Origin of the sequence: Rahnella sp. PD12R (genome assembly GCF_019200965.1) — a bacterium.
GTDB classification, from domain to species: Bacteria; Pseudomonadota; Gammaproteobacteria; order Enterobacterales; family Enterobacteriaceae; genus Rahnella; species Rahnella laticis.
Window position 1 is genome coordinate 1 of record NZ_JAHTMS010000023.1, and the last position, 20,051, is coordinate 20,051.

Genomic DNA, 20,051 nt, shown 5'->3' on the forward strand with positions numbered 1-20,051 from the left:
GCGCTTCTCTCCGTAGAACACCTTTCTTCGGTACTTCGGCGCAAAAACTATGTGATATTTACAGTTCCATCGCGTGTGCGCTAAGCTCTTTTCGTCCCTCATTGGGACCCCCTTTTGATTTCTTGTTGAACCTTTGCAGTTGCCAGACCGCAAACTGTTTTAACAAATCAAAAGGGGTTTTTATAACTGGCTCAAAGCTGAAAGCTTTACTGAACCCCCAGCCTAGCTGGGGGTTTTCTGTGCACAAAAAAGGCGATGTTTTCACATCGCCTTTTGTTTTTTCGTCACGGATAAAAAATCAGTGCACCGCGCCTTCCGGTTTTTTCTTCTGCGCACTCATGAAGTGATAAGTCAGCTTGTCGGCCTCTTTATCCAGTGCCACAGAGACGGAACCGCCATCCACCAGAGAACCAAACAGCAGCTCGTTGGCGAGTGGTTTTTTAAGGTTTTCCTGAACGGTACGGGTCATCGGACGCGCGCCCATTGCACGGTCATAGCCTTTCACCGTCAGCCAGTCGCGGGCTTCATCACTGACTTCCAGTGAAACGCCTTTGGCATCCAGCTGCGCCTGCAACTCAACGATAAACTTATCAACAACCTGCTGGATAACATCTGTAGACAGATGGTTGAACCAGATTACGTTGTCCAGACGGTTACGGAATTCCGGCGTAAAGGTACGTTTGATCTCTTCCATTGCATCCGGGCTGTTATCCTGATGAACCAGACCAATCGACTTACGTTCCGTTTCACGCACACCGGCGTTGGTGGTCATCACCAGAATGACGTTACGGAAGTCCGCTTTACGTCCGTTGTTGTCGGTCAGCGTCCCGTTATCCATCACCTGCAGCAGCAGGTTGAAGACGTCAGGGTGGGCTTTCTCGATTTCATCGAGCAGCACCACGGCGTGAGGATGTTTAATAACCGCATCCGTCAGCAAACCGCCCTGATCAAACCCGACATATCCCGGAGGCGCACCAATCAGCCGGCTGACCGTGTGACGCTCCATATATTCCGACATATCAAAGCGCAGCAACTCGATATCCAGCGCTTTAGCCAGCTGAACCGTGACCTCTGTTTTACCGACACCCGTAGGCCCGGCGAACAGGAATGAACCGACAGGCTTATGATCCTGACCCAAACCGGCGCGGCTCATTTTGATCGCTTCAGTCAGTGCTTCGATAGCAGGATCCTGCCCGAAGACCAGCATTTTCAGACGATCGCCCAAGTTTTTCAGTACATCGCGGTCAGTGGCCGAGACGGTTTTTTCCGGTATACGGGCAATACGCGCAACCACGCTTTCAATGTCGCTGACGTTAACGGTTTTCTTGCGTTTACTGACCGGCATCAACCGGCTGCGGGCGCCCGCTTCGTCAATCACGTCGATAGCTTTGTCCGGCAAGTGACGGTCATTGATGTACTTAACCGACAACTCAACCGCTGCACGCACCGCTTTCGCGGTATAACGCACGTCGTGATGCGCTTCGTATTTGGTTTTCAGGCCATTAATAATCTGAACGGTCTCTTCAACGCTTGGCTCAGTAATATCAATTTTCTGGAAGCGACGCGCCAGAGCACGGTCTTTCTCAAAGATATTGCTGAATTCCTGATACGTCGTTGAGCCGATCACTCTGATTTTACCGCTCGACAGCAACGGTTTAATCAGGTTAGCCGCATCCACCTGGCCACCCGACGCCGCACCGGCACCGATGATTGTGTGGATTTCATCAATAAACAGAATGCTGTTCTTATCCTGCTCGAGCTGTTTCAGCAGGGATTTGAAACGTTTTTCGAAATCGCCGCGGTATTTAGTGCCCGCCAGCAATGAACCTATATCCAGTGAATAGAGCGTGCAGTCGGCCATGACTTCAGGCACATCACCCTGCTCAATTCTCCATGCCAGACCTTCGGCAATGGCGGTTTTACCGACACCAGACTCGCCCACCAGCAGCGGGTTGTTTTTACGGCGACGGCAGAGCACCTGAATCGCGCGCTCAAGTTCTTTATCACGGCCAATCAGCGGATCGATGCCACCTACGCGCGCCAACTGGTTAAGATTAGTGGTGAAGTTCTCCATACGATCTTCCCCCGCCGACTGCTCTTCGTTAACTGGGTTTTCCGCATTGTTTTGCGCCTGGCCGCCCGTTTCATCTTTACGGGTACCGTGCGAAATAAAGTTCACCACATCAAGGCGGCTGACATCATGTTTGCGCAGAAGGTAGGCGGCCTGTGATTCCTGCTCGCTGAAAATCGCGACCAGAACATTGGCACCAGACACTTCGCTGCGACCAGAAGATTGAACGTGGAATACCGCACGTTGCAGAACGCGCTGGAAACTCAGCGTTGGCTGGGTATCACGTTCTTCTTCACTGGCAGGTAAGGTGGGTGTGGTTTGCTCGATGAAGGCTTCCAGTTCCTGGCGCAAGGCCACGAGATCTACTGTACAAGCTTCAAGCGCTTCACGGGCAGCAGGGTTGCTGAGCAACGCCAGCAACAGGTGCTCCACGGTCATAAACTCATGCCGGTGCTCACGGGCTCTTGCGAAAGCCATGTTGAGACTGAGTTCAAGTTCTTGATTGAGCATAGGCACCTCCCAAATAGATTGCCTTAATCAGGCTTTTTCCAGCGTACACAGCAACGGATGCTCATTCTCCTTGGCGTACTCATTCACATGTGCGACTTTGGTTTCCGCGACTTCGGCGGTATAAACACCGCAGACCGCTTTGCCTCTATAGTGCACCTGGAGCATCAGTTGCGTTGCACGTTCAATATCATAAGAAAAGAACTTTTGCAGAACGTCAATCACAAATTCCATTGGAGTGTAATCGTCGTTGTTTAATATAACTTTATACATAGATGGCGGTTTTACCTCATCCTTTTGTTTATTCGCCGTCAAATGTTCAAAGTTTAGCCAGTCTTGATTATTGCCCATTGCCTGTTCATCACCTGTGAAGATCGTATTGGAAGCCAAATACACCGACATAAAGACTTTCTGCGGAGTCTCATGTTGTAATTCCGGTATTTTACCATTTCTGGCTTCACCTTGCCGCTGCACAAAATGTCTTCCCTGCACCCGACTCCGCTACCGAAATTTTAACAAAATATGTCAATAGCGTTACCTGCTTCAAAGTTTGGTTATCTGCTCCCTTGGGACAAATGCCGTTTCCTTGACGTCCAACTCTATTCCACTAGAGTGTAAATTCGTGAGCTGAACGGATAGTAAACAGGCCTGAACAGGTGTTTATCTGCTGCGTTCTGGCCTTCGTGCTCACTCAACTGGCTTTATCTATTTACTACCAGACTAGTCATGAGAGGGATGTAGCAGCATGCAGACGGGTACTGTTAAATGGTTCAATAATGCTAAAGGCTTTGGCTTCATTTGCCCGCAAAATGGCGGTGAAGACATCTTCGCTCACTACTCCACAATCCAGATGGAGGGTTACCGGACACTCAAGGCCGGACAGCAGGTCAATTTCGACGTTCATGAAGGCCCAAAGGGGAATCATGCCAGCCTCATTGTTCCGGTGGAAAGCGAAGCGGTCGCCTGACCCCTTCAGCACACAGACTCGAATTACGCTCAGCGTGTGCTCAATAACAAATCAAATGCCGGTCACTCACTGACTGGCATTTTTATTTATGGGGGAGAATGCTTCTGGCTTCAAGCCCTGCACGCAAAAAAAAAGGTCATTTTTTAGACACCGATTGCTAAGACAGGACATAAAACAAATTAAGTCTAAACACAATCTCAACAAATCACGTTCAATTTCTCCATAATTTGCCCCGTTGCACACCTGTTTATTCTCGCCCTGTTGAAATAACCGTTACCGATATCCGGTTCACTTTGACAGGTAATCCCATGACCACTTTCAGCTACCCTTCCACAGAAAAGGCTCCGCTTTCCGGCCTTCAGTTGATGACGGCGTTACTCTCCTGCCGCACGGTGCCGGGTCCATCATGGAAATTACCGCGTTACCGGTTCAAATTCCTGTACCGTGCGCTGCTGCATCCGCGCCGGACCTTCGCAATGCTCGATTATCTCGCGCATCATCCGCAGCGCGATGAAATTCTGGCGGCGATGCCGAGCCTGCCGTGCAAATTGCACCGTATTTATCAGACCGCCAATATCACGCCGGAACAGGCGATGAAGCGCATTACCGATCACTACGACATGATCGGCCACTGCCTGCCGGATGCGATTAATCACGGTTATCTCAGCAAAAAAGAGATGGCGATCGCCACGCTGACCGGTAAAGAAGAGCAGCGTTATGCCATCACCTTCAACGCTATCGCCCGCCTGGATAAAGAAGGCGAAGCCACGCTGACATTCCATAATGCCGAAGGCGTTTCCATTGCTATCGTGACGTTCTCGTTTATCGAATATCAGGGGAAACCGACGCTGTTTATTGGCGCGTTGCAGGGGCCGAAGGCGAATGTGGATCATCAGGAAATTCAGCGTGCGACCAAAGCCTGCCACGGGTTATTTCCAAAACGTCTGGTGATTGAGGCGCTGACGACGCTCGCGGATGTCACCGGCATGACGCAGCTTGTGGCGGTCGGCAACCACACCCACATTTATGAAAATCCGCGCTATAAAAAACGCAAAGGTATGGTGTTTGCCGATTACGACAGCTTCTGGGAAACGATGGAGGCAAAACCGGGCGAAGACGGATATTTCCATCTGCCACGCCAGATTGCCCACCGGCCGCTGGAGGAAATCGCCAGCAAACGACGTTCCGAATACCGCCGTCGCTATCAGTTGCTCGATGACCTGGAAAGCCAGATCCGCCAGACCTTCACCCGCGGACACGGCAATCCGGTCACGACACAGGAAACACGGGCGGCTTAATCCGCCCTGCCGCGCGCCAGCCAGGCCACGCGGGAAAACATTTGCCGCAGCAGCGGAGGAATCGATGCGGTTCCCCGCAAAGACGCCGCCAGCGCCACATCAATGGCCAGATCCGGCTTCGAGCTGCGGTGAATCGCTTTATCGATAATTCGTCGCGGCGCCATCGGCACATTCGCCGCTATCGCCGAATTTTTGCGATACACATCCTCAAACCCTTCACGATACAGGAAATACTCAATGTCCTGCGCCGGTAACGCCGTCAGTCGGTAACGCAGCGTATCGTCATGATTCTCCACGTTGGCAATGACCGTCGCCGCGTATTTGCGCCCGGCTTCGTCACCGTCGACCAGCGCATGCCACTCGATGCCCATCTGCCGGGCGAACCGCAGCAACGGCTTCAGGCCGCACTGCGCAAACTCAATCACCTTAATGCCTTCAGATTCGAAATGATAACCGCACTGTCGCGCCAGCTGATTGAGCAACCACACTTCCGTTTCGCCTTCCACCAGCAGCCAGCAGCGCGCAAACAAAGACGATGGCCGGTTAAAGCGAATATGGAAAGCAATCCGGCGGCTGTCTTCCATGCTCAGCCCTTCCGGCCCGATACCGTAAGCCGCGACGCGGCCGGACTCACGCACCAGCCTGCAAATCTGCTCAACCGGCACCAGCGAAAGCAAATCGCCGGAATTGGTTGTCGTGATCCGTTGCAACGGCAGCTGATCCAGCAATCCCCACGCCACCGACAACATGATCGGATGCAGACGGGTTTCGGGGTCTTCAATCAGCAATAAAGGCCGTGCGTCCGGATGCAGCACCACTGAACCCTTCGCCTGCAATAAAGTGGAAAACATGCCCAGCAGCATCACCCGCATGCTGCGGCTGTTGGGCTCTGCAATCATGCGGTTGATGTTATCCAGCGAGCGCCACGCCCGGCGGCTCTCGGCGCGGCCATGCCGTTTTTGCTGCCAGGGCATGCTGTTTGATGTTCCCTGCTCGGCAAAATAATGCTCCAGTAACTGCTGCATCGCCGACAGCCCGCTGCGCAGTTCGCTGTTGGTCAGCGTTTGCGGGTTATGCACCAGCCCGCGCGTCAGTTCGTCGAGCTGTTTCGCCAGTTCTTCATTATTCACCGCTAACCGAGGCGCCAGCGTTTCGCTGCGCAGACGCCGGATAAACCGCGCATCGCGTAAACGCAGTACCGGATTGAGACGGATCAGTGCCTGCGCCAGCGGGTCAATCGTCGTCAGATTTAACGGCTGACCGTTGGACGACAGAAAACTGCGCAAGGTCATCACGCTGCCGTCATCGTCCAGCTCGCCTTCCAGCCGGTAATAAATCCGGTTCAGCTTGTCGGCACATTTCACCCATAAAGGGGATAACGGATTAAATCGCGGTGACGTATGGTGCCCTGCCTGGTTTTCACAAAACGTAAACACGACGTGCAGATACTGTGATTTGGATTCCTGTTCCCCGGCGGGAAAGTAGAAATCCTCCTCTTTGAAGCAGTAAAGTTTGGGTTCAGGTGAAAGCAGCAGTGTGAGGGCGTCGAGCAAGCTGGATTTACCCCAGGCGTTTTCACCAATCAGAACCGTATTGGTCAGGAAGGATTCTGCCTGACCCTGACTGGCAGAACCGGTAATTGAAGCGCCCCGTTGCGCGGGCTGAGTCAGTGTCAAAGACAGCCGGTTGATACCCCGAAAACCGACAATATCAATATGTTCCAGATACATCAGACGCCTCCTGTGCGCTCAGTGCTTCCCTGAGCATGGCGTTAAAAAAGGGTTCAGGTCAAGCCCGCAGAACGCGCTCTGCGTGCCGAAGCCGCTTTACAGTCTGATTACTTTTCGTTAGCGTGTCGGGCGGCATTTTCTGTGTCGCGCTCCGTTCATGGAACCTCACTTTTCAGGGATTTTTGCATTATGTATTCCGGGCTGTTAATTATTCTTTTGCCACTGATTGTCGGTTATCTCATTCCGCTCAAAAACCGGTCCCTGCTGCATCTGGTTAACCAACTGCTGAGCTGGATGGTGTACGTCATTCTTTTTATTATGGGCATCAGTCTGGCTTTCCTCGACAATCTCAGCGCGAATTTATTGCTGATTTTCAAATATGCCGCCGTCTGCTTCCTGTGCATTTTCGTGATGAACTACGCCGCGCTATGGTTGCTCGAACGCCGCCGTCCGTGGAAAACCCAGCACAAGCAGGAAAAGCTGCCTTCACGCGTACACATGGCGCTGGAATCCCTGAAACTTTGCGGCGTCGTCATCGTCGGTTTTGCACTCGGCCTGACGCAATGGCACTGGCTGACCTTCGCCTCGCAGGCCAGTGAAATCGCCCTGTTATTCCTGCTGGCGCTGGTGGGGTTGCAACTGCGCAACAGCAGCATGACGCTGCGCCAGATTATCCTCAATCGCCGCGGCATGATGGTCGCGATCGTGGTGGCAGTCAGTGCGTTAATCGGCGGTGCGATAGCCGCCCTGCTGCTCGGTTTGCCGCTGAAAACCGGTCTGGCGCTGGCCTCAGGTTACGGCTGGTATTCCCTTTCCGGTATCGTTCTGACGGATTCGTTCGGGCCGGTGATTGGCAGCGCCGCGTTCTTCAACGATCTGGCGCGTGAGCTTTGCGCCATCATGCTGATCCCGACGCTGGTCCGCAGCAGCCGTTCGACCGCGCTGGGCCTGTGCGGCGCAACGTCGATGGACTTCACCCTGCCGGTATTACAACGCAGCGGCGGGCTGGATATGGTGCCGCCCGCGGTGGTTCACGGTTTTGTATTAAGCCTTATCGCCCCGGTGCTGATGGCCTTTTTCTCCGCCTGATGTCTGCCCTTCCCGCTGTTTTCTGGCAGCGGGTAATACCCCTGCAAAAATTGCTTTAAATCAACTTCCCCCCACTTTGTCTTAAAAACCCCTTCATTTCTTTTCCCGGCAGTCTTAGGCTTGCATCAAAACAAGCATTTCAAATACAACTTTATAAAAGGACCGAATGATGTTTTGTGTGCAATGTGAACAAACAGTCCGTACCCCGGCGGGCAATGGCTGCGCTTATGCGCAGGGTATGTGTGGTAAAACCGCTGAAACTTCCGATTTGCAGGACTTGCTGGTCGCCGTTTTACAGGGCTTATCGGCCTGGGCGCTGGCGGCGCGCGGTTACGGGATTGTCGATGAGGACATTGACAGCTTCGCGCCACGGGCCTTTTTCTCCACGCTGACCAACGTCAACTTCGATTCCGACCGTATCGTCGGCTACGCGCGTGAAGCGATTATTCACCGTGAAGCGCTGGCGGTTCGCTGCCGTCTGATGGACCCGGAAATCACCGTTGATCACCCGCTGGCGGCGCTGGAACTGGTCAGTGATAACCTGAGTGACCTGCAACAACAGGCTCAGCAATTTGCGCTTAACGGCGACAAAGTACAGATCGGCGATGATATTCACGGGCTGCGCATGTTGTGCCTGTACGGCCTGAAAGGCGCGGCGGCCTATATGGAACACGCGCACGTTCTCGGCCAGTCGGACACCGCGATTTATGCGGAGTATCACCGCCTGATGGCATGGCTCGGTACGCAACCTTCCGACATGGGTGTGCTGCTCGAAAACGCGATGGCGATCGGCAAAATGAACTTCGGCGTGATGGCGATTCTGGACAAAGGCGAAACGGACGCTTACGGCCATCCGCGCCCGACGTCCGTCAATGTGCGCCCGCTGGCGGGTAAAGCGATTCTGATTTCAGGCCATGACCTGAAAGATTTGCAGATGCTGCTCGAACAGACCGCCGGCACCGGCATCAATATTTATACCCACGGCGAAATGCTTCCGGCGCACGGTTATCCTGAACTGAAAAAGTTCCCGCACCTGGCCGGTAACTACGGCAGCGGCTGGCAGAATCAGCAGGTTGAATTTGCCAAATTCCCCGGCCCGGTGGTGATGACCTCCAACTGTATTATTGACCCTAACGTCGGTAACTACGGCGACCGTATCTGGACCCGCAGCATTGTCGGCTGGCCGGGCGTACAGCATCTGGAAGGCGAAGATTTCGCGCCGGTGATCAGCCAGGCGTTGCAACTGTCCGGTTTCCCTTACAGTGAGATCGAGCAGGAAATTACCGTCGGCTTTGGTCGCCAGACGCTGCTCAGCGCGGCCGATACCGTGATTGATTTAGTCGCCGCCAAAAAATTGCGTCATATCTTCCTGATTGGCGGTTGTGACGGCAGCCGCGGCGAACGCAGTTACTTCACCGATCTGGCACGCAGCGTGCCGCAGGATTGCGCGATCATGACCCTGGCCTGCGGGAAATACCGCTTCAACAAACTGGACTTCGGCACCATCGAAGGTCTGCCGCGCCTGCTGGACGTCGGTCAGTGTAACGACGCTTATTCCGCAATTATTCTGGCGGTCAATCTGGCCGAAAAACTCGGTTGTGGCGTGAATGATTTGCCGCTGAGTCTGGTGCTTTCATGGTTCGAGCAGAAAGCGATTGTGATCCTGCTGACGCTGTTGTCACTGGGCGTGAAAAACATCGCCACCGGCCCGACGGCTCCGGCATTCCTGACCGATAATCTGCTGGCGGTGCTTAACGAACAGTTCGGCCTGCGTTCGATTACGTCGGTTGAGCAGGATCTGAAAACCATGCTGGCGGAGTAAATCTGAGATGAACTTTCCTTTATTTCCTGACCAGCCGACAGCGCTGTGTCAGAACCGTATGCAGGTGTATTCCGTTACGCAGGAAACGCCCGATGTCTGGACGCTGTCGCTGATCAGTCACGACGTTTATCCGTATCAGCCGGGCCAGTTTGCGCTGGTGAATATCGGCCAGAGCGGTGACGTACAGCGCGCGTATACGCTCTCTTCCACGCCAGGCTTGAGCCGGTTTATTCAGCTGACGGTGCGCCGGATTGATGGCGGTGAAGGCTCCGGCTGGCTGACGCAGCAGGTTAAACCGGGCGATTACCTGTGGCTTTCGGACGCTCAGGGTGAATTCACCTGTGAAACACCGCAGCCTTTATTACTGCTGGCCGCCGGTTGCGGCGTAACGCCGGTGATGTCCATCGCACGCCGCGTTCTGGCGCATTCTCCGGCGCAAAGCGTGCAGGTGTTCTACAGCGTCCGCAGCCCGCAGGACGTCATTTTTGCGCAAGAATGGCAGCGGATGGCGGCGCAATATCCGCAACTTCGTCTGACCATTCTGGCTGAAAATGATGCGGCACCGGGCCAGATTGCAGGGCGTCTCAGTCAGGACTTACTGCAAAGCCAGGTGGCGGATATCGCTGCGCGTCGGGTGATGATTTGCGGGCCCGCGCCATATATGGCACTGGCCGGGAAATGGGCGGCCGAACTGGGTGTTCCGCCACAAAACATCGTTAAGGAACAGTTCCAGGCCACAGAAATGGTTGTTTCAGCAGACCAGCAACTGACGCTGACCCGCCTGACGCCGCTTGCAAACTTCCGCGTGCCGGTCGGTTCAACGCTGCTGGCCGCTATGGAACAGAACAAACTGCCGGTCACGGCAGCCTGCCGTGCGGGCGTTTGCGGCAGTTGCAAAACCCGCGTGCTGTCCGGTGATTACACAACCACCAGCCGCATGACGCTCACCGACGAGGAAGTCGCGCAGGGCTACGTTCTGGCGTGCAGCTGTCAGCTTCAGGGCGACGTCACGCTCGCCTGATCCCCGCGCCTCCCGCTGCCCGCTCATGACTTTTTACAGTCTGCGCGGGCAGATTTACAAAACTTCACCTTCCCTCCCCGCGTAATTTTGTATGGTTTAAGACTGTGCATTCATGGATGTAATCAGTGGACTATGCTTAATCCACTTATTTAAAACCCGCCCGAAGGCTTCATACATAACGAAAGATTACGGGCACACCGGAGGGAATCAGTTGATGAAACAAAGCGTAGCGTCATATCTGGCGAAAACTCTTGAAGCAGCAGGCATAAAACGAATCTGGGGCGTAACCGGCGATTCGCTTAACGGGCTGAGCGACAGCCTGAACCGCATGGGCACCATCGAATGGCTCGGCACGCGTCATGAAGAGGTTGCCGCCTTTGCCGCCGGTGCCGAAGCACAAATCACCGGAGAACTGGCGGTCTGCGCCGGTTCCTGCGGCCCCGGCAACTTGCATCTGATCAACGGCCTGTTCGACTGCCATCGCAACCACGTCCCGGTGCTCGCCATCGCGGCGCATATTCCCTCAAGCGAAATCGGCAGCGGCTATTTTCAGGAAACTCATCCGACCGAATTATTCCGCGAATGCAGCCACTATTGTGAATTAGTCACCAACCCGGAACAGCTCCCGCAGGTGCTGGCGATCGCCATGCGCAAGGCGATCCTCAACCGCGGCGTTTCCGTGATTGTTTTGCCCGGCGATGTTGCGCTGAAACCGGCACCGGAAGACGCCAAAGTCAGCTGGTATCCGCCGCAGTTGCCGAAGGTACAGCCTCAGCAGACCGAACTGGACAAGCTGGCCGAACTGCTCCATGGCGCGGCCAACATTACCCTGATGTGCGGCAGCGGTTGTGCCGGTGCGCACGACGAAGTGATCAGGCTGGCGGAAACCCTGAAAGCGCCGGTAGTACATGCCCTGCGCGGAAAAGAACATATTGAATGGGATAACCCGTACAGCGTCGGCATGACCGGGCTGATCGGTTTTTCCTCCGGTTTCCACGCCATGATGAATGCCGACACGCTGATCCTGCTCGGCACGCAATTCCCGTACCGCGCGTTTTATCCGACAGACGCAAAAATCATTCAGATAGATATCAATCCGGGCAGTATCGGCGCGCACTGCCACGTTGATATGGCGCTGGTCGGCGACATCAAGTCCACCCTGACCGCCGTTCTGCCGCAATTGCAGGTGAAAACTGAGCGTAAGTTCCTCGACAAAGCCCTGAAGCATTATGAAGAAGCGCGCAAAGATCTCGATGCGCTGGCGACGCCGAATGACAAACAGGCGATCCATCCGCAATATCTGGCACAGCAAATCAGCCGCTTCGCCGATGCCAACGCCATCTTTACCTGTGACGTCGGCACGCCTACCGTCTGGGCGTGCCGTTACCTGCAAATGAACGGCCAGCGCCGTCTGCTCGGTTCGTTTAACCACGGCTCGATGGCCAACGCCATGCCGCAGGCCATCGGGGCGCAGGCGATTGACCGCACGCGTCAGGTGGTGGCGCTGTGCGGCGACGGCGGTTTTGCCATGTTGATGGGCGATTTCCTGACGCTGGCGCAGCAAAAACTGCCGGTGAAAATTGTCATATTCAACAACAGCGTGCTGGGGTTTGTGGCGATGGAAATGAAAGCCGGCGGTTATCTGACCGACGGCACCGAGCTTAAAAACCCGGATTTCGCGGCGATTGCCGAAGCGGCAGGAATCAAAGGGATCCGCGTGGAAAAAGCTTCCGACGTGGACGCGGCATTGCAGGACGCGTTTGCTTATCAGGGGCCGGTGCTGGTGGATGTCATCACCGCCACCGAAGAACTGGCGATGCCGCCTCAGATTAAATTTGAGCAGGCAAAAGGCTTCAGCCTCTACATGCTGCGGGCGGTGATCAGCGGCCGGGGTGACGAAGTCATCGAACTGGCAAAAACCAACTGGCTGCGGTAACCCCGACAGGGATATAGTGGAGAGTCAGGCGGGCACAGGTTGCCCGCTTTTTTCCTCCCCTTAACATTCACCTGGTAGAAGGATTATGACGTTGATCGATTTACGCAGTGATACCGTAACCCGCCCCAGCGAAGCTATGCGTCAGGCGATGGCCAGCGCTGAAGTCGGCGATGATGTCTACGGCGATGACCCAACGGTAAATGCTTTGCAGGACCTGGCCGCGAAACTGTGTGGCAAAGAAGCCGCGCTGTTTTTACCGACCGGCACACAGGCTAATCTGGTTGCCCTGCTGACGCACTGTCAGCGCGGAGAAGAATATATTGTCGGCCAGAAAGCCCACAACTATATGTATGAAGCCGGCGGTGCCGCCGTTCTCGGCAGCATTCAGCCGCAGCCGCTCGATATGGCCGCCGACGGTTCTATCCCGCTGGATAAAGTCGCCGCTGCCATCAAACCTGATGATATTCACTTTGCCCGCACCCGTCTTCTGAGCCTGGAAAATACGCACAGCGGCAAAGTGCTTCCGCTCGATTATCTGCAAAAAGCTTACGCGTTTACCCGCGAAAAAGGGCTGGCGCTGCACATTGATGGCGCGCGCATCATGAATGCCGCGGTAGCGCTGAACGTCGAGCTGAGCGAAATCACCCAATATTGCGACACCCTGACCATATGCCTGTCGAAAGGTCTGGGCGCGCCGATTGGTTCCCTGCTGGTCGGCAGCAAAGAGTACATCCATCGTGCGAACCGCTGGCGCAAGATGACCGGCGGCGGCATGCGCCAGTCCGGCATTCTGGCCGCGGCGGCCATTTATGCACTGGAAAACAACGTGGCGCGTCTGAAAGATGACCATGACAACGCACAATGGCTGGCTGAACAGCTGAGCAATATCGGCGTGGAAATCGCTGAACCCGGCCCGCAGACCAACGTTCTTTACATCAAACAGAGCGCTGAACTGGTCGAAAAAATGGGCCCGTGGATGCGTGAGCGCGGCGTCATCATCAGTGCCGGACCGCTGACCCGCGTGCTGACTCACATCAACATCAGCCGTGAAGACCTGCAAAAAGTCGTCGCCCTGTGGCAGGAATTCCTGCACCAGCACGCCTGACAGCCAACCTGTCTGCGGCGGCAAGACCTCCGGCTGCCGCCGTATTTTCATGATTCCCCCTACACTCAGAGCAAACGGATTATGCCTAGAATTGTCGTCCTCGGCGCCAGCGGATATATCGGACAACATCTGACTGCCCACCTGAGCCAGCACGGTTTTAAGGTCACTGCGGCTGCGCGGCGCATCGAATGGCTGCAACAACAAAAATGGCCTCACGTCCGTTGCTGTTTTGCGGATGTCTACCAGAGTAAAACGCTGGCCAGCGCCTTCGAAGGTGCCGACGTGCTGGTGTATCTGGTGCACGCGATGTCAGAAGATGACGACCTGCTGGAAAAAGAGCGCCAGGCCGCGCAGCACACCCTGCTGGCGCTGCGCGACTCCTCCATCAGACACATTGTTTATCTCGGCTCCATGCAGCCGGAAGGCAACCATTCCCCCCATTTACAGGCACGCAAACTGACCGGCGACTTGCTGCGGATGAGCAATATTCCGGTCACCGAACTGCGTACCGGCATTGTGATCGGCGCAGGTTCAGCGGCGTTCGAAGTCATGCGCGACATGGTGTACAACCTGCCCGTTCTCACGCCGCCGCAATGGGTTCGCTCGAAATCCTCGCCGGTGGCGCTGGAAAATCTGCTGAATTATTTGCAGGGTCTGGTGACGTTACCCGCCAGCGGAAACCGTATTTTCGACGCCGCCGGGCCGGAGTACATCAGCTATCAGACGTTGTTCGAACGCTTTATTGCCCTGAGCGGAAAACGCCGCTGGCTGATCCCCGTTCCGCTGCCGACCTCTTTTGTTTCGGTGTATTTCCTCAGCCTTATTACCTCAGTGCCCACCTCACTCGCCAAAGCACTGATCCAGGGGCTGAATCACGATCTGCCCGCCGACAGTGCAGAACTTCAGGCGCTGATCCCGCAGGAGCTGATTTCGATTGATGAGGCAATCCGCCGCACGCTGGAAAAGGAACAACAGCAGGTCATGGATTCTCCCGACTGGGGCTATGACCCGGATGCCCGTGCGCGCTGGCGGCCCGGCTACGGTTACTACCCGAAACAGGCAGGCTTTACGCTGGAAACGTCGGCATCAAAAGCATCCCTGTGGAAAGTGGTGCAGAAACTCGGTGGCGCGGAAGGCTATTTTTACGCCAACGGATTATGGAAGACGCGGGCACGCATCGACGATCTGCTCGGCGGTGGCGTGCAGTATGGACGCCCTGACCGGGACACCCTGAAAATCGGCGATAAAATTGACGGATGGAAAGTGATCAGCCTGAAACCGCAGCGCGAACTGGCGCTGTTATTCGGAATGAAAGCGCCGGGGCTCGGGCGGCTGACGTTCACGATCACCGACCACGGCGAAAGCCGCAGTCTGGACGTTCGCGCGTGGTGGCATCCGGCCGGTTTCAGCGGTTTGCTCTACTGGTTCAGTATGATGCCCGCTCATCAGTTTATTTTTCGAGGCATGGCGAAACGCATCGCCAGTCTGGCCCGTCAGAAAGACCGCTGCGGAAGCTGAAAGGGTTTATTTAAAGCGCAATCGCACAGTTTCAGACATTGCTGCACCCCTTTCCCATTGCAACCCGCACAATTTCACGAAAGAATGGCGCGCTTATTGCTGAGAGGCGCCCCAGCCTTAGTAATTTCACTCATTGGGATGTACTCAAAATCATTCGGGTTGCAGCAAGGCAGCAAACGAATGAATCCCGATGAGCTGACTGGAGTCAGTGATTCGGGTGAATGAGAGCAGCGAACACCGCTGCAACGTGAAGGATGAAGAGTAGTTATGAGAGTTTTGGTTACCGGCGCTAGCAGCGGTTTAGGGCGCAATGCGGTCGAGTTTTTGCGAAATAAAGGGATTAAAGTCCGGGCGACGGGTCGCAATGCCGCCATGGGGTCACTTTTGCAAAAAATGGGCGCGGAATTCATTCATGCCGATCTCACCACGCTGGTGTCGGCGCAGGCCAAAGCCTTGCTCGCCGATGTCGATACCGTCTGGCACTGTTCCGGGCTGATGTCGCCGTGGGGCAGCGAACAGGAATTCGAACTGGCGAACGTCCGCGCGACGCGTCGTCTGGGCGAATGGTCAACGGCGTACGGCGTGGAAAATTTCGTGCATATTTCGTCACCGGCGATTTATTTCGATTTCCATCATCACCGCGACATTCCGGAAGACTTCCGCCCTCACCGTTTCGCCAACTCGTTCGCCCGCAGCAAAGCCGCCGGTGAACAGGTGATCCACACGCTGGCGATGTCCAATCCGCAAACGCATTTCACCATTTTACGCCCGCAGGGTCTGTTCGGGCCGCACGATAACGTGTTGCTGCCCCGTCTGCTGCAAATGCTGAAATACGGCGGCACGCTGATGCTGCCGCGCGGTGGCGAAGCGCTGGTCGACATGACCTACGTGGAAAACGCGGTTCACGCGATGTGGCTGGCGACGCAGTCCGAATCCACAGAATCCGGGCGCGCGTTTAACATCACCAATCAGCAACCGCGTCCGCTGCGCACCATGGTGAAACAGCTGATGGAAAGTCTGGACATCAAATACCGCATCCGCTCCGTGCCTTATCCGCTGCTGGATATGATGGCGCGCGGCATGGAACGCATCAGCAAAAGCTCACACAAAGAACCGGTACTGACACATTACAGCGTCGCGAAACTGAATTTCGATCTCACGCTCGACACGCAGCGCGCACAGAAAGAGCTGGGATATGTGCCAGTGATTTCACTGGATCAGGGAATCATCCGCACTGCCGCCTGGCTGCGCGACCACGGTAAACTTCAGGGCCTGCACGGTATCGGCCCGAAACGCGACTGACGGCCGGGTCAGCCGCTTCCTCAGTTATTCGAATCCGGGAATTGCTGCAACAGCGCCAGAACAATCGCTTCTGACTGCGCATCAGCATTCCCGCGATAATCACTCTGCCTGAAATGCATCTGGAACGCCGAAATCACACGGCGCGCCTGCTCCGGCGTCATGTTTTCCGTCACGGTATAGCCGTACTGTTTCAGCAAGGTCAGCAGATGCGCCTGATCCACTGGCTGCTGCGGATTTCTGCCCGCCAGAAAATGGCTGACCCGCGCCGCATCCGGCCAGGCACCAATCCCCCGCTCCGCCATCTGTTGCCACGGGAATAATGGCCCCGGATCATCTTTACGCTGCGGTGCAATATCGCTGTGAGCAACCACGTTACGCGGCTCAATCTGATAGTGCGCGATAATGCCTTTGCTCAGGTCTGCCAGCAAATCGATTTGCGCGGGCGGGAACGGGTAGAATTTTTTTCCCAGCAGCGTCGTGCTGTAGCCTTTGTTTTCCAGCTCAATACCGATGGACGTATCGTTCAGATTGGTGCGTCCGCGCCAGCCGCTGGCTCCTGCATGCCACGCGCGCATGTTTTCCGGCACCAGTTGCCACGCGACCGGTTTGCCGTTTTCAAGCGGCGGTTGTGCCGGGATCAGGTAATGCGCACTGACGTGTTCATCGGTAAGCGTATTTAATGCGTTGTGGAAATCTTCAGCCGTGTAGTGGATGACCAGAAAGCGCACCCGCTGATCCATGCCCTGCGCCTGCCGCGTGGTTTCCAGCCGGTAAGGTAAATTTTTCGCCTGATCACTGCTCTGACAGCCCGTCAGGGCCAGCAGAAGCGCAGCAATCACGCCGCTTCTGATGCCCAAACGCCTCATTTCCGATGCACGATAACAGCGGTGCCGGAAACGCTGACCATCAGCATGCTGCTGTCCTTGCCCACGGTTTCATAATCGATATCAATGCCGACCACGGCGTTAGCACCGCGTTCTTTCGCCTGTTCTTCCAGCTCGCGAAAGGCAATTTCACGCGCTTTACGCAGTTCTTTTTCATACGCCCCGGAACGGCCACCGACGATATCGCGTACGCCTGCGAAGAAATCACGAAAAATGTTCGCACCTAAAATCGCTTCGCCCGTGACCACACCGCAATATTCCGCGATGGTAAAACCTTCCAGGGTCGGGGTGGTTGAAATTTGCATGAGTATTCCTTATCAGTTGTCGTCCACATGTCGGAGAAAATCACCCGGATAGCATAAACGATGTATCCCGCCTGAACGTATCATTTCTCTGCGCCATGCATTAAGCCAAATCGGTTTTATACTGTAGGATTAAGAAAGTCATGGTGAAAACGTTCAATCTTTCAGTAAGGAATACGATGAAAAAGAAAATTCTTGTCGCCGCCATCCCTCTGGTATTGATGTTAAATGCCTGTACCACGGTTGACCCTGCCTATAAGGATATTGGTAGCCGCAGCGCGCCATGTATCGACGGTGGCCCCGACAGCGTCGCCCAACAATTCTATGATTTTCGTATCAAACAGGGCGGCAGTGGGATCCCGAACTCCGGCCAGCTCGCTGCTTACCGGCCTTATCTGAGCACCGCACTTTACGCGGCGCTGCAGAAAGCGCAGTCGCAGCCAAAAGTCGATATCGCGGCCTCACCAAATGAGAAAGCCGGTGCAGGTTCAGGCGATGGCGACATTTTCTCCAGCCTGTTTGATGGCCCGACGTCCGCCTCCGTGGACAGCGCATCCACCATTCCAAACACCGACGCCCGAAATATTCCGCTGCGCGTCACGTTCACCCGCGAGAAAGATAAAGGCGCGACCACGCACTGGAAAGATGAAGTCCTGATGGTACGTGAAGGCAAATGCTGGACCGTGGATGATGTGCGTTACATGGCAAATCTTGACTTCGTCTCTAACGGAACGCTGCGTCAGGTATTGGAAAACCAGTAACCGCACTTTCTTAAAAGGCTGCCTAAGCTGACGTCTTAATGTGTCTGCATAACAGGGGTTAATACTGAATATCGTCATTAACCAACATTTGCATCACAGTGATGCAACAATATCTTGTGCTACACTTTGCCACTTGGGCGGCAACACATAATTTTTAAGCCGTGATCGTTGCATAACTATGCTGTGGAAGTTACCATCTGCGGCATCAATGGCTATTCACTATTTGCGCATGAGTATTCAACTTAATAGCATCAACTGCTTCTATGGCGTGCATCAGGCGCTTTTTGACATTCAGCTCGACTGCCCTGCCGGTGAAACCCTCGTTTTACTGGGTCCAAGTGGTGCAGGTAAAAGCTCTTTGTTACGTGTTCTGAACCTGCTGGAAATGCCCCGTTCAGGCACCCTGCAAATCGCCGGTAACACCTTCGATTTCACCCGCAAACCGGATGAAAAAGCGGTCCGCGAACTGCGTCAGAACGTCGGCATGGTTTTCCAGCAATACAATCTGTGGCCGCACCGCACCGTGCTCGATAACTTACTGGAAGCCCCGATGCGTGTTCTGGGTCTGACAAAAGATGTCGCGATGCAACGTGCCCAGAAATTGCTGACCCGTCTGCGCCTGACCGATTACGCCGATCGTTTTCCGCTGCACCTTTCCGGTGGCCAGCAGCAGCGTGTGGCGATTGCCCGTGCGCTGATGATGGAGCCTCAGGTTCTGTTGTTTGACGAGCCGACCGCCGCGCTTGACCCGGAAATTACCGCCCAGATCGTCAGTATTATTCGCGAACTGGCAGGCACCGGGATTACTCAGGTGATTGTGACCCACGAAGTGGAAGTGGCACGTAAAACCGCCAGCCGCGTGGTGTACATGGAAAATGGCCGCATCGTGGAACAAGGTGACGCGTCGATTTTCGCTCAGCCGAAAACCAAAGAGTTTGCGAGCTACCTTTCCCACTAAAACTGTTTCCTATCAACATATTGATTGATGTTTTCTACGGAGTAAGCGATGAAAAAATTAGTAATTGCCGCGGTTCTGGCGACCGTCAGTTTGTCTGCCAGCGCTGCTGATACCATCCGTTTCGCGATGGAAGCGTCTTATCCTCCGTTTGAGTTTGTAGACTCCAGCAATCAGATTCAGGGCTTTGACGTCGATCTGGCCAACGCCATGTGTAAAGAGATGCAGGCTACCTGCACATTCACAAACCAAGCCTTCGACAGTCTGATCCCAAGCCTGAAATTCCGTCGTTTTGATGCGGTCATTTCCGGTATGGACATCACGCCTGAGCGTGAAAAACAAGTTTCCTTCACCAACGCTTACTACGATAACTCCGCTATTTTCATCGCTCACGCCGGCCAGTTCGCTGACGTTGCGGCGCTGAAAGGCAAACGCGTCGGTATGCAAAACGGCACCACTCACCAGAAATTCCTGATGGATAAACATCCGGAAATCACTGCCGTGCCTTATGACAGCTATCAGAATGCCGTGCTGGATCTGAAGAATGGTCGTCTGGACGCTGTGTTCGGTGACACCGCCGTAGTCAACGAATGGCTGAAGCAGAACAAAAATCTGGCCGCTGTAGGTGACAAGATCACCGATCCAACTTACTTCGGTACCGGTCTGGGTGTTGCCGTTCGTCAGAACAACACCGAACTGCTGACTAAACTGAACGATGCTCTGGCAAAAGTGAAAGCAGACGGCACCTACAAGACGCTGTATTCAAAATGGTTCCAGCAATAA

At 54.8% G+C, this 20,051-nt stretch carries 18 protein-coding genes; 12 read left to right on the plus strand and 6 right to left on the minus strand.

The genetic code is table 11. The annotated features are described in order from the left end of the window. The 3 genes from KWG64_RS24935 to clpS form a co-directional block, all read right to left on the minus strand. A partial coding sequence (locus tag KWG64_RS24935) for a transposase (RefSeq protein WP_218523443.1) occupies positions 1 to 102 on the minus strand: 102 nt, incomplete at its 3' end. A gap of 196 nt (positions 103 to 298) precedes the next feature. Beyond that, the gene (gene clpA, locus KWG64_RS24940; protein ID WP_152324209.1) at positions 299 to 2,581 is read right to left on the minus strand and encodes an ATP-dependent Clp protease ATP-binding subunit ClpA; all 2,283 of its coding nucleotides are present in this window, start codon (positions 2,579 to 2,581) and stop codon (positions 299 to 301) included. A gap of 27 nt (positions 2,582 to 2,608) precedes the next feature. Further along, positions 2,609 to 2,929, minus strand: coding sequence for an ATP-dependent Clp protease adapter ClpS (clpS, locus tag KWG64_RS24945; protein ID WP_104924673.1), 321 nt, complete (start codon positions 2,927 to 2,929; stop codon positions 2,609 to 2,611). A 394-nt stretch (positions 2,930 to 3,323) separates the two neighbouring features. Between clpS and cspD the strand changes: the two genes are divergently transcribed. Beyond that, entirely contained in the window at positions 3,324 to 3,545 is a 222-nt protein-coding gene (gene cspD, locus KWG64_RS24950; protein WP_152324210.1) for a cold shock-like protein CspD, read from the plus strand. A 308-nt stretch (positions 3,546 to 3,853) separates the two neighbouring features. After that, positions 3,854 to 4,843 (plus strand): VirK/YbjX family protein, encoded by a 990-nt coding sequence (locus tag KWG64_RS24955; RefSeq protein WP_218523432.1) that lies wholly within the window; start codon positions 3,854 to 3,856, stop codon positions 4,841 to 4,843. Here KWG64_RS24955 and KWG64_RS24960 read toward each other — a convergent pair. Further along, complete coding sequence (locus tag KWG64_RS24960) at positions 4,840 to 6,573, minus strand: ATP-dependent endonuclease (protein WP_195812816.1); 1,734 nt, start codon at positions 6,571 to 6,573, stop codon at positions 4,840 to 4,842. The two genes, KWG64_RS24955 and KWG64_RS24960, sit on opposite strands and share 4 nt — an antisense overlap. Before the next feature lie 189 nt (positions 6,574 to 6,762). On the opposite strand from KWG64_RS24960, the gene KWG64_RS24965 reads away from it, so the two are divergent. From KWG64_RS24965 to KWG64_RS24995, 7 genes are all read left to right on the plus strand, one after another. Then, a complete protein-coding gene (locus KWG64_RS24965; protein WP_218523433.1) occupies positions 6,763 to 7,662 on the plus strand; it encodes a lysine exporter LysO family protein in 900 nt (299 codons plus the stop codon). 169 nt (positions 7,663 to 7,831) lie between these two features. Next, positions 7,832 to 9,484, plus strand: coding sequence for a hydroxylamine reductase (gene hcp, locus KWG64_RS24970; RefSeq protein WP_218523444.1), 1,653 nt, complete (start codon positions 7,832 to 7,834; stop codon positions 9,482 to 9,484). A gap of 7 nt (positions 9,485 to 9,491) precedes the next feature. Beyond that, positions 9,492 to 10,505 carry an NADH oxidoreductase gene (gene hcr, locus KWG64_RS24975; protein WP_218523434.1) on the plus strand — a complete coding sequence of 338 codons (1,014 nt, stop codon included), beginning with the start codon at positions 9,492 to 9,494 and terminating at the stop codon, positions 10,503 to 10,505. A 214-nt stretch (positions 10,506 to 10,719) separates the two neighbouring features. Next, positions 10,720 to 12,441: a ubiquinone-dependent pyruvate dehydrogenase gene (gene poxB, locus KWG64_RS24980; RefSeq protein ID WP_218523435.1), complete on the plus strand. Its 1,722-nt coding sequence runs from the start codon at positions 10,720 to 10,722 to the stop codon at positions 12,439 to 12,441. 85 nt (positions 12,442 to 12,526) lie between these two features. Continuing rightward, positions 12,527 to 13,546: a low-specificity L-threonine aldolase gene (gene ltaE, locus KWG64_RS24985; RefSeq protein WP_218523436.1), complete on the plus strand. Its 1,020-nt coding sequence runs from the start codon at positions 12,527 to 12,529 to the stop codon at positions 13,544 to 13,546. 81 nt (positions 13,547 to 13,627) lie between these two features. Next, a complete protein-coding gene (locus tag KWG64_RS24990) occupies positions 13,628 to 15,064 on the plus strand; it encodes a DUF2867 domain-containing protein (RefSeq protein ID WP_370628771.1) in 1,437 nt (478 codons plus the stop codon). Positions 15,065 to 15,331: 267 nt separating this feature from the next. Continuing rightward, positions 15,332 to 16,366, plus strand: coding sequence for an NAD(P)-dependent oxidoreductase (locus KWG64_RS24995; protein ID WP_195812822.1), 1,035 nt, complete (start codon positions 15,332 to 15,334; stop codon positions 16,364 to 16,366). Between the two features lie 20 nt (positions 16,367 to 16,386). On the opposite strand, the gene KWG64_RS25000 is transcribed toward KWG64_RS24995, so the two are convergent. Both KWG64_RS25000 and KWG64_RS25005 read right to left on the minus strand, forming a co-directional pair. Continuing rightward, positions 16,387 to 17,232: an N-acetylmuramoyl-L-alanine amidase gene (locus KWG64_RS25000; protein WP_218523437.1), complete on the minus strand. Its 846-nt coding sequence runs from the start codon at positions 17,230 to 17,232 to the stop codon at positions 16,387 to 16,389. After that, the gene (locus KWG64_RS25005; protein WP_013574757.1) at positions 17,229 to 17,555 is read right to left on the minus strand and encodes a heavy metal-binding domain-containing protein; all 327 of its coding nucleotides are present in this window, start codon (positions 17,553 to 17,555) and stop codon (positions 17,229 to 17,231) included. The genes KWG64_RS25000 and KWG64_RS25005 overlap by 4 nt, the downstream gene beginning before the upstream one ends. Positions 17,556 to 17,731: 176 nt before the next feature. Here KWG64_RS25005 and KWG64_RS25010 point away from each other — a divergent pair, with 176 nt between their 5' ends. From KWG64_RS25010 to artJ, 3 genes are all read left to right on the plus strand, one after another. Beyond that, a complete protein-coding gene (locus KWG64_RS25010) occupies positions 17,732 to 18,313 on the plus strand; it encodes a lipoprotein (protein WP_195812824.1) in 582 nt (193 codons plus the stop codon). Between the two features lie 229 nt (positions 18,314 to 18,542). Beyond that, on the plus strand, positions 18,543 to 19,271 hold the full coding sequence (artP, locus tag KWG64_RS25015) for an arginine ABC transporter ATP-binding protein ArtP (RefSeq protein ID WP_195812970.1): 729 nt from the start codon (positions 18,543 to 18,545) through the stop codon (positions 19,269 to 19,271). Positions 19,272 to 19,319: 48 nt separating this feature from the next. Further along, positions 19,320 to 20,051 carry an arginine ABC transporter substrate-binding protein gene (artJ, locus tag KWG64_RS25020; protein ID WP_101075960.1) on the plus strand — a complete coding sequence of 244 codons (732 nt, stop codon included), beginning with the start codon at positions 19,320 to 19,322 and terminating at the stop codon, positions 20,049 to 20,051.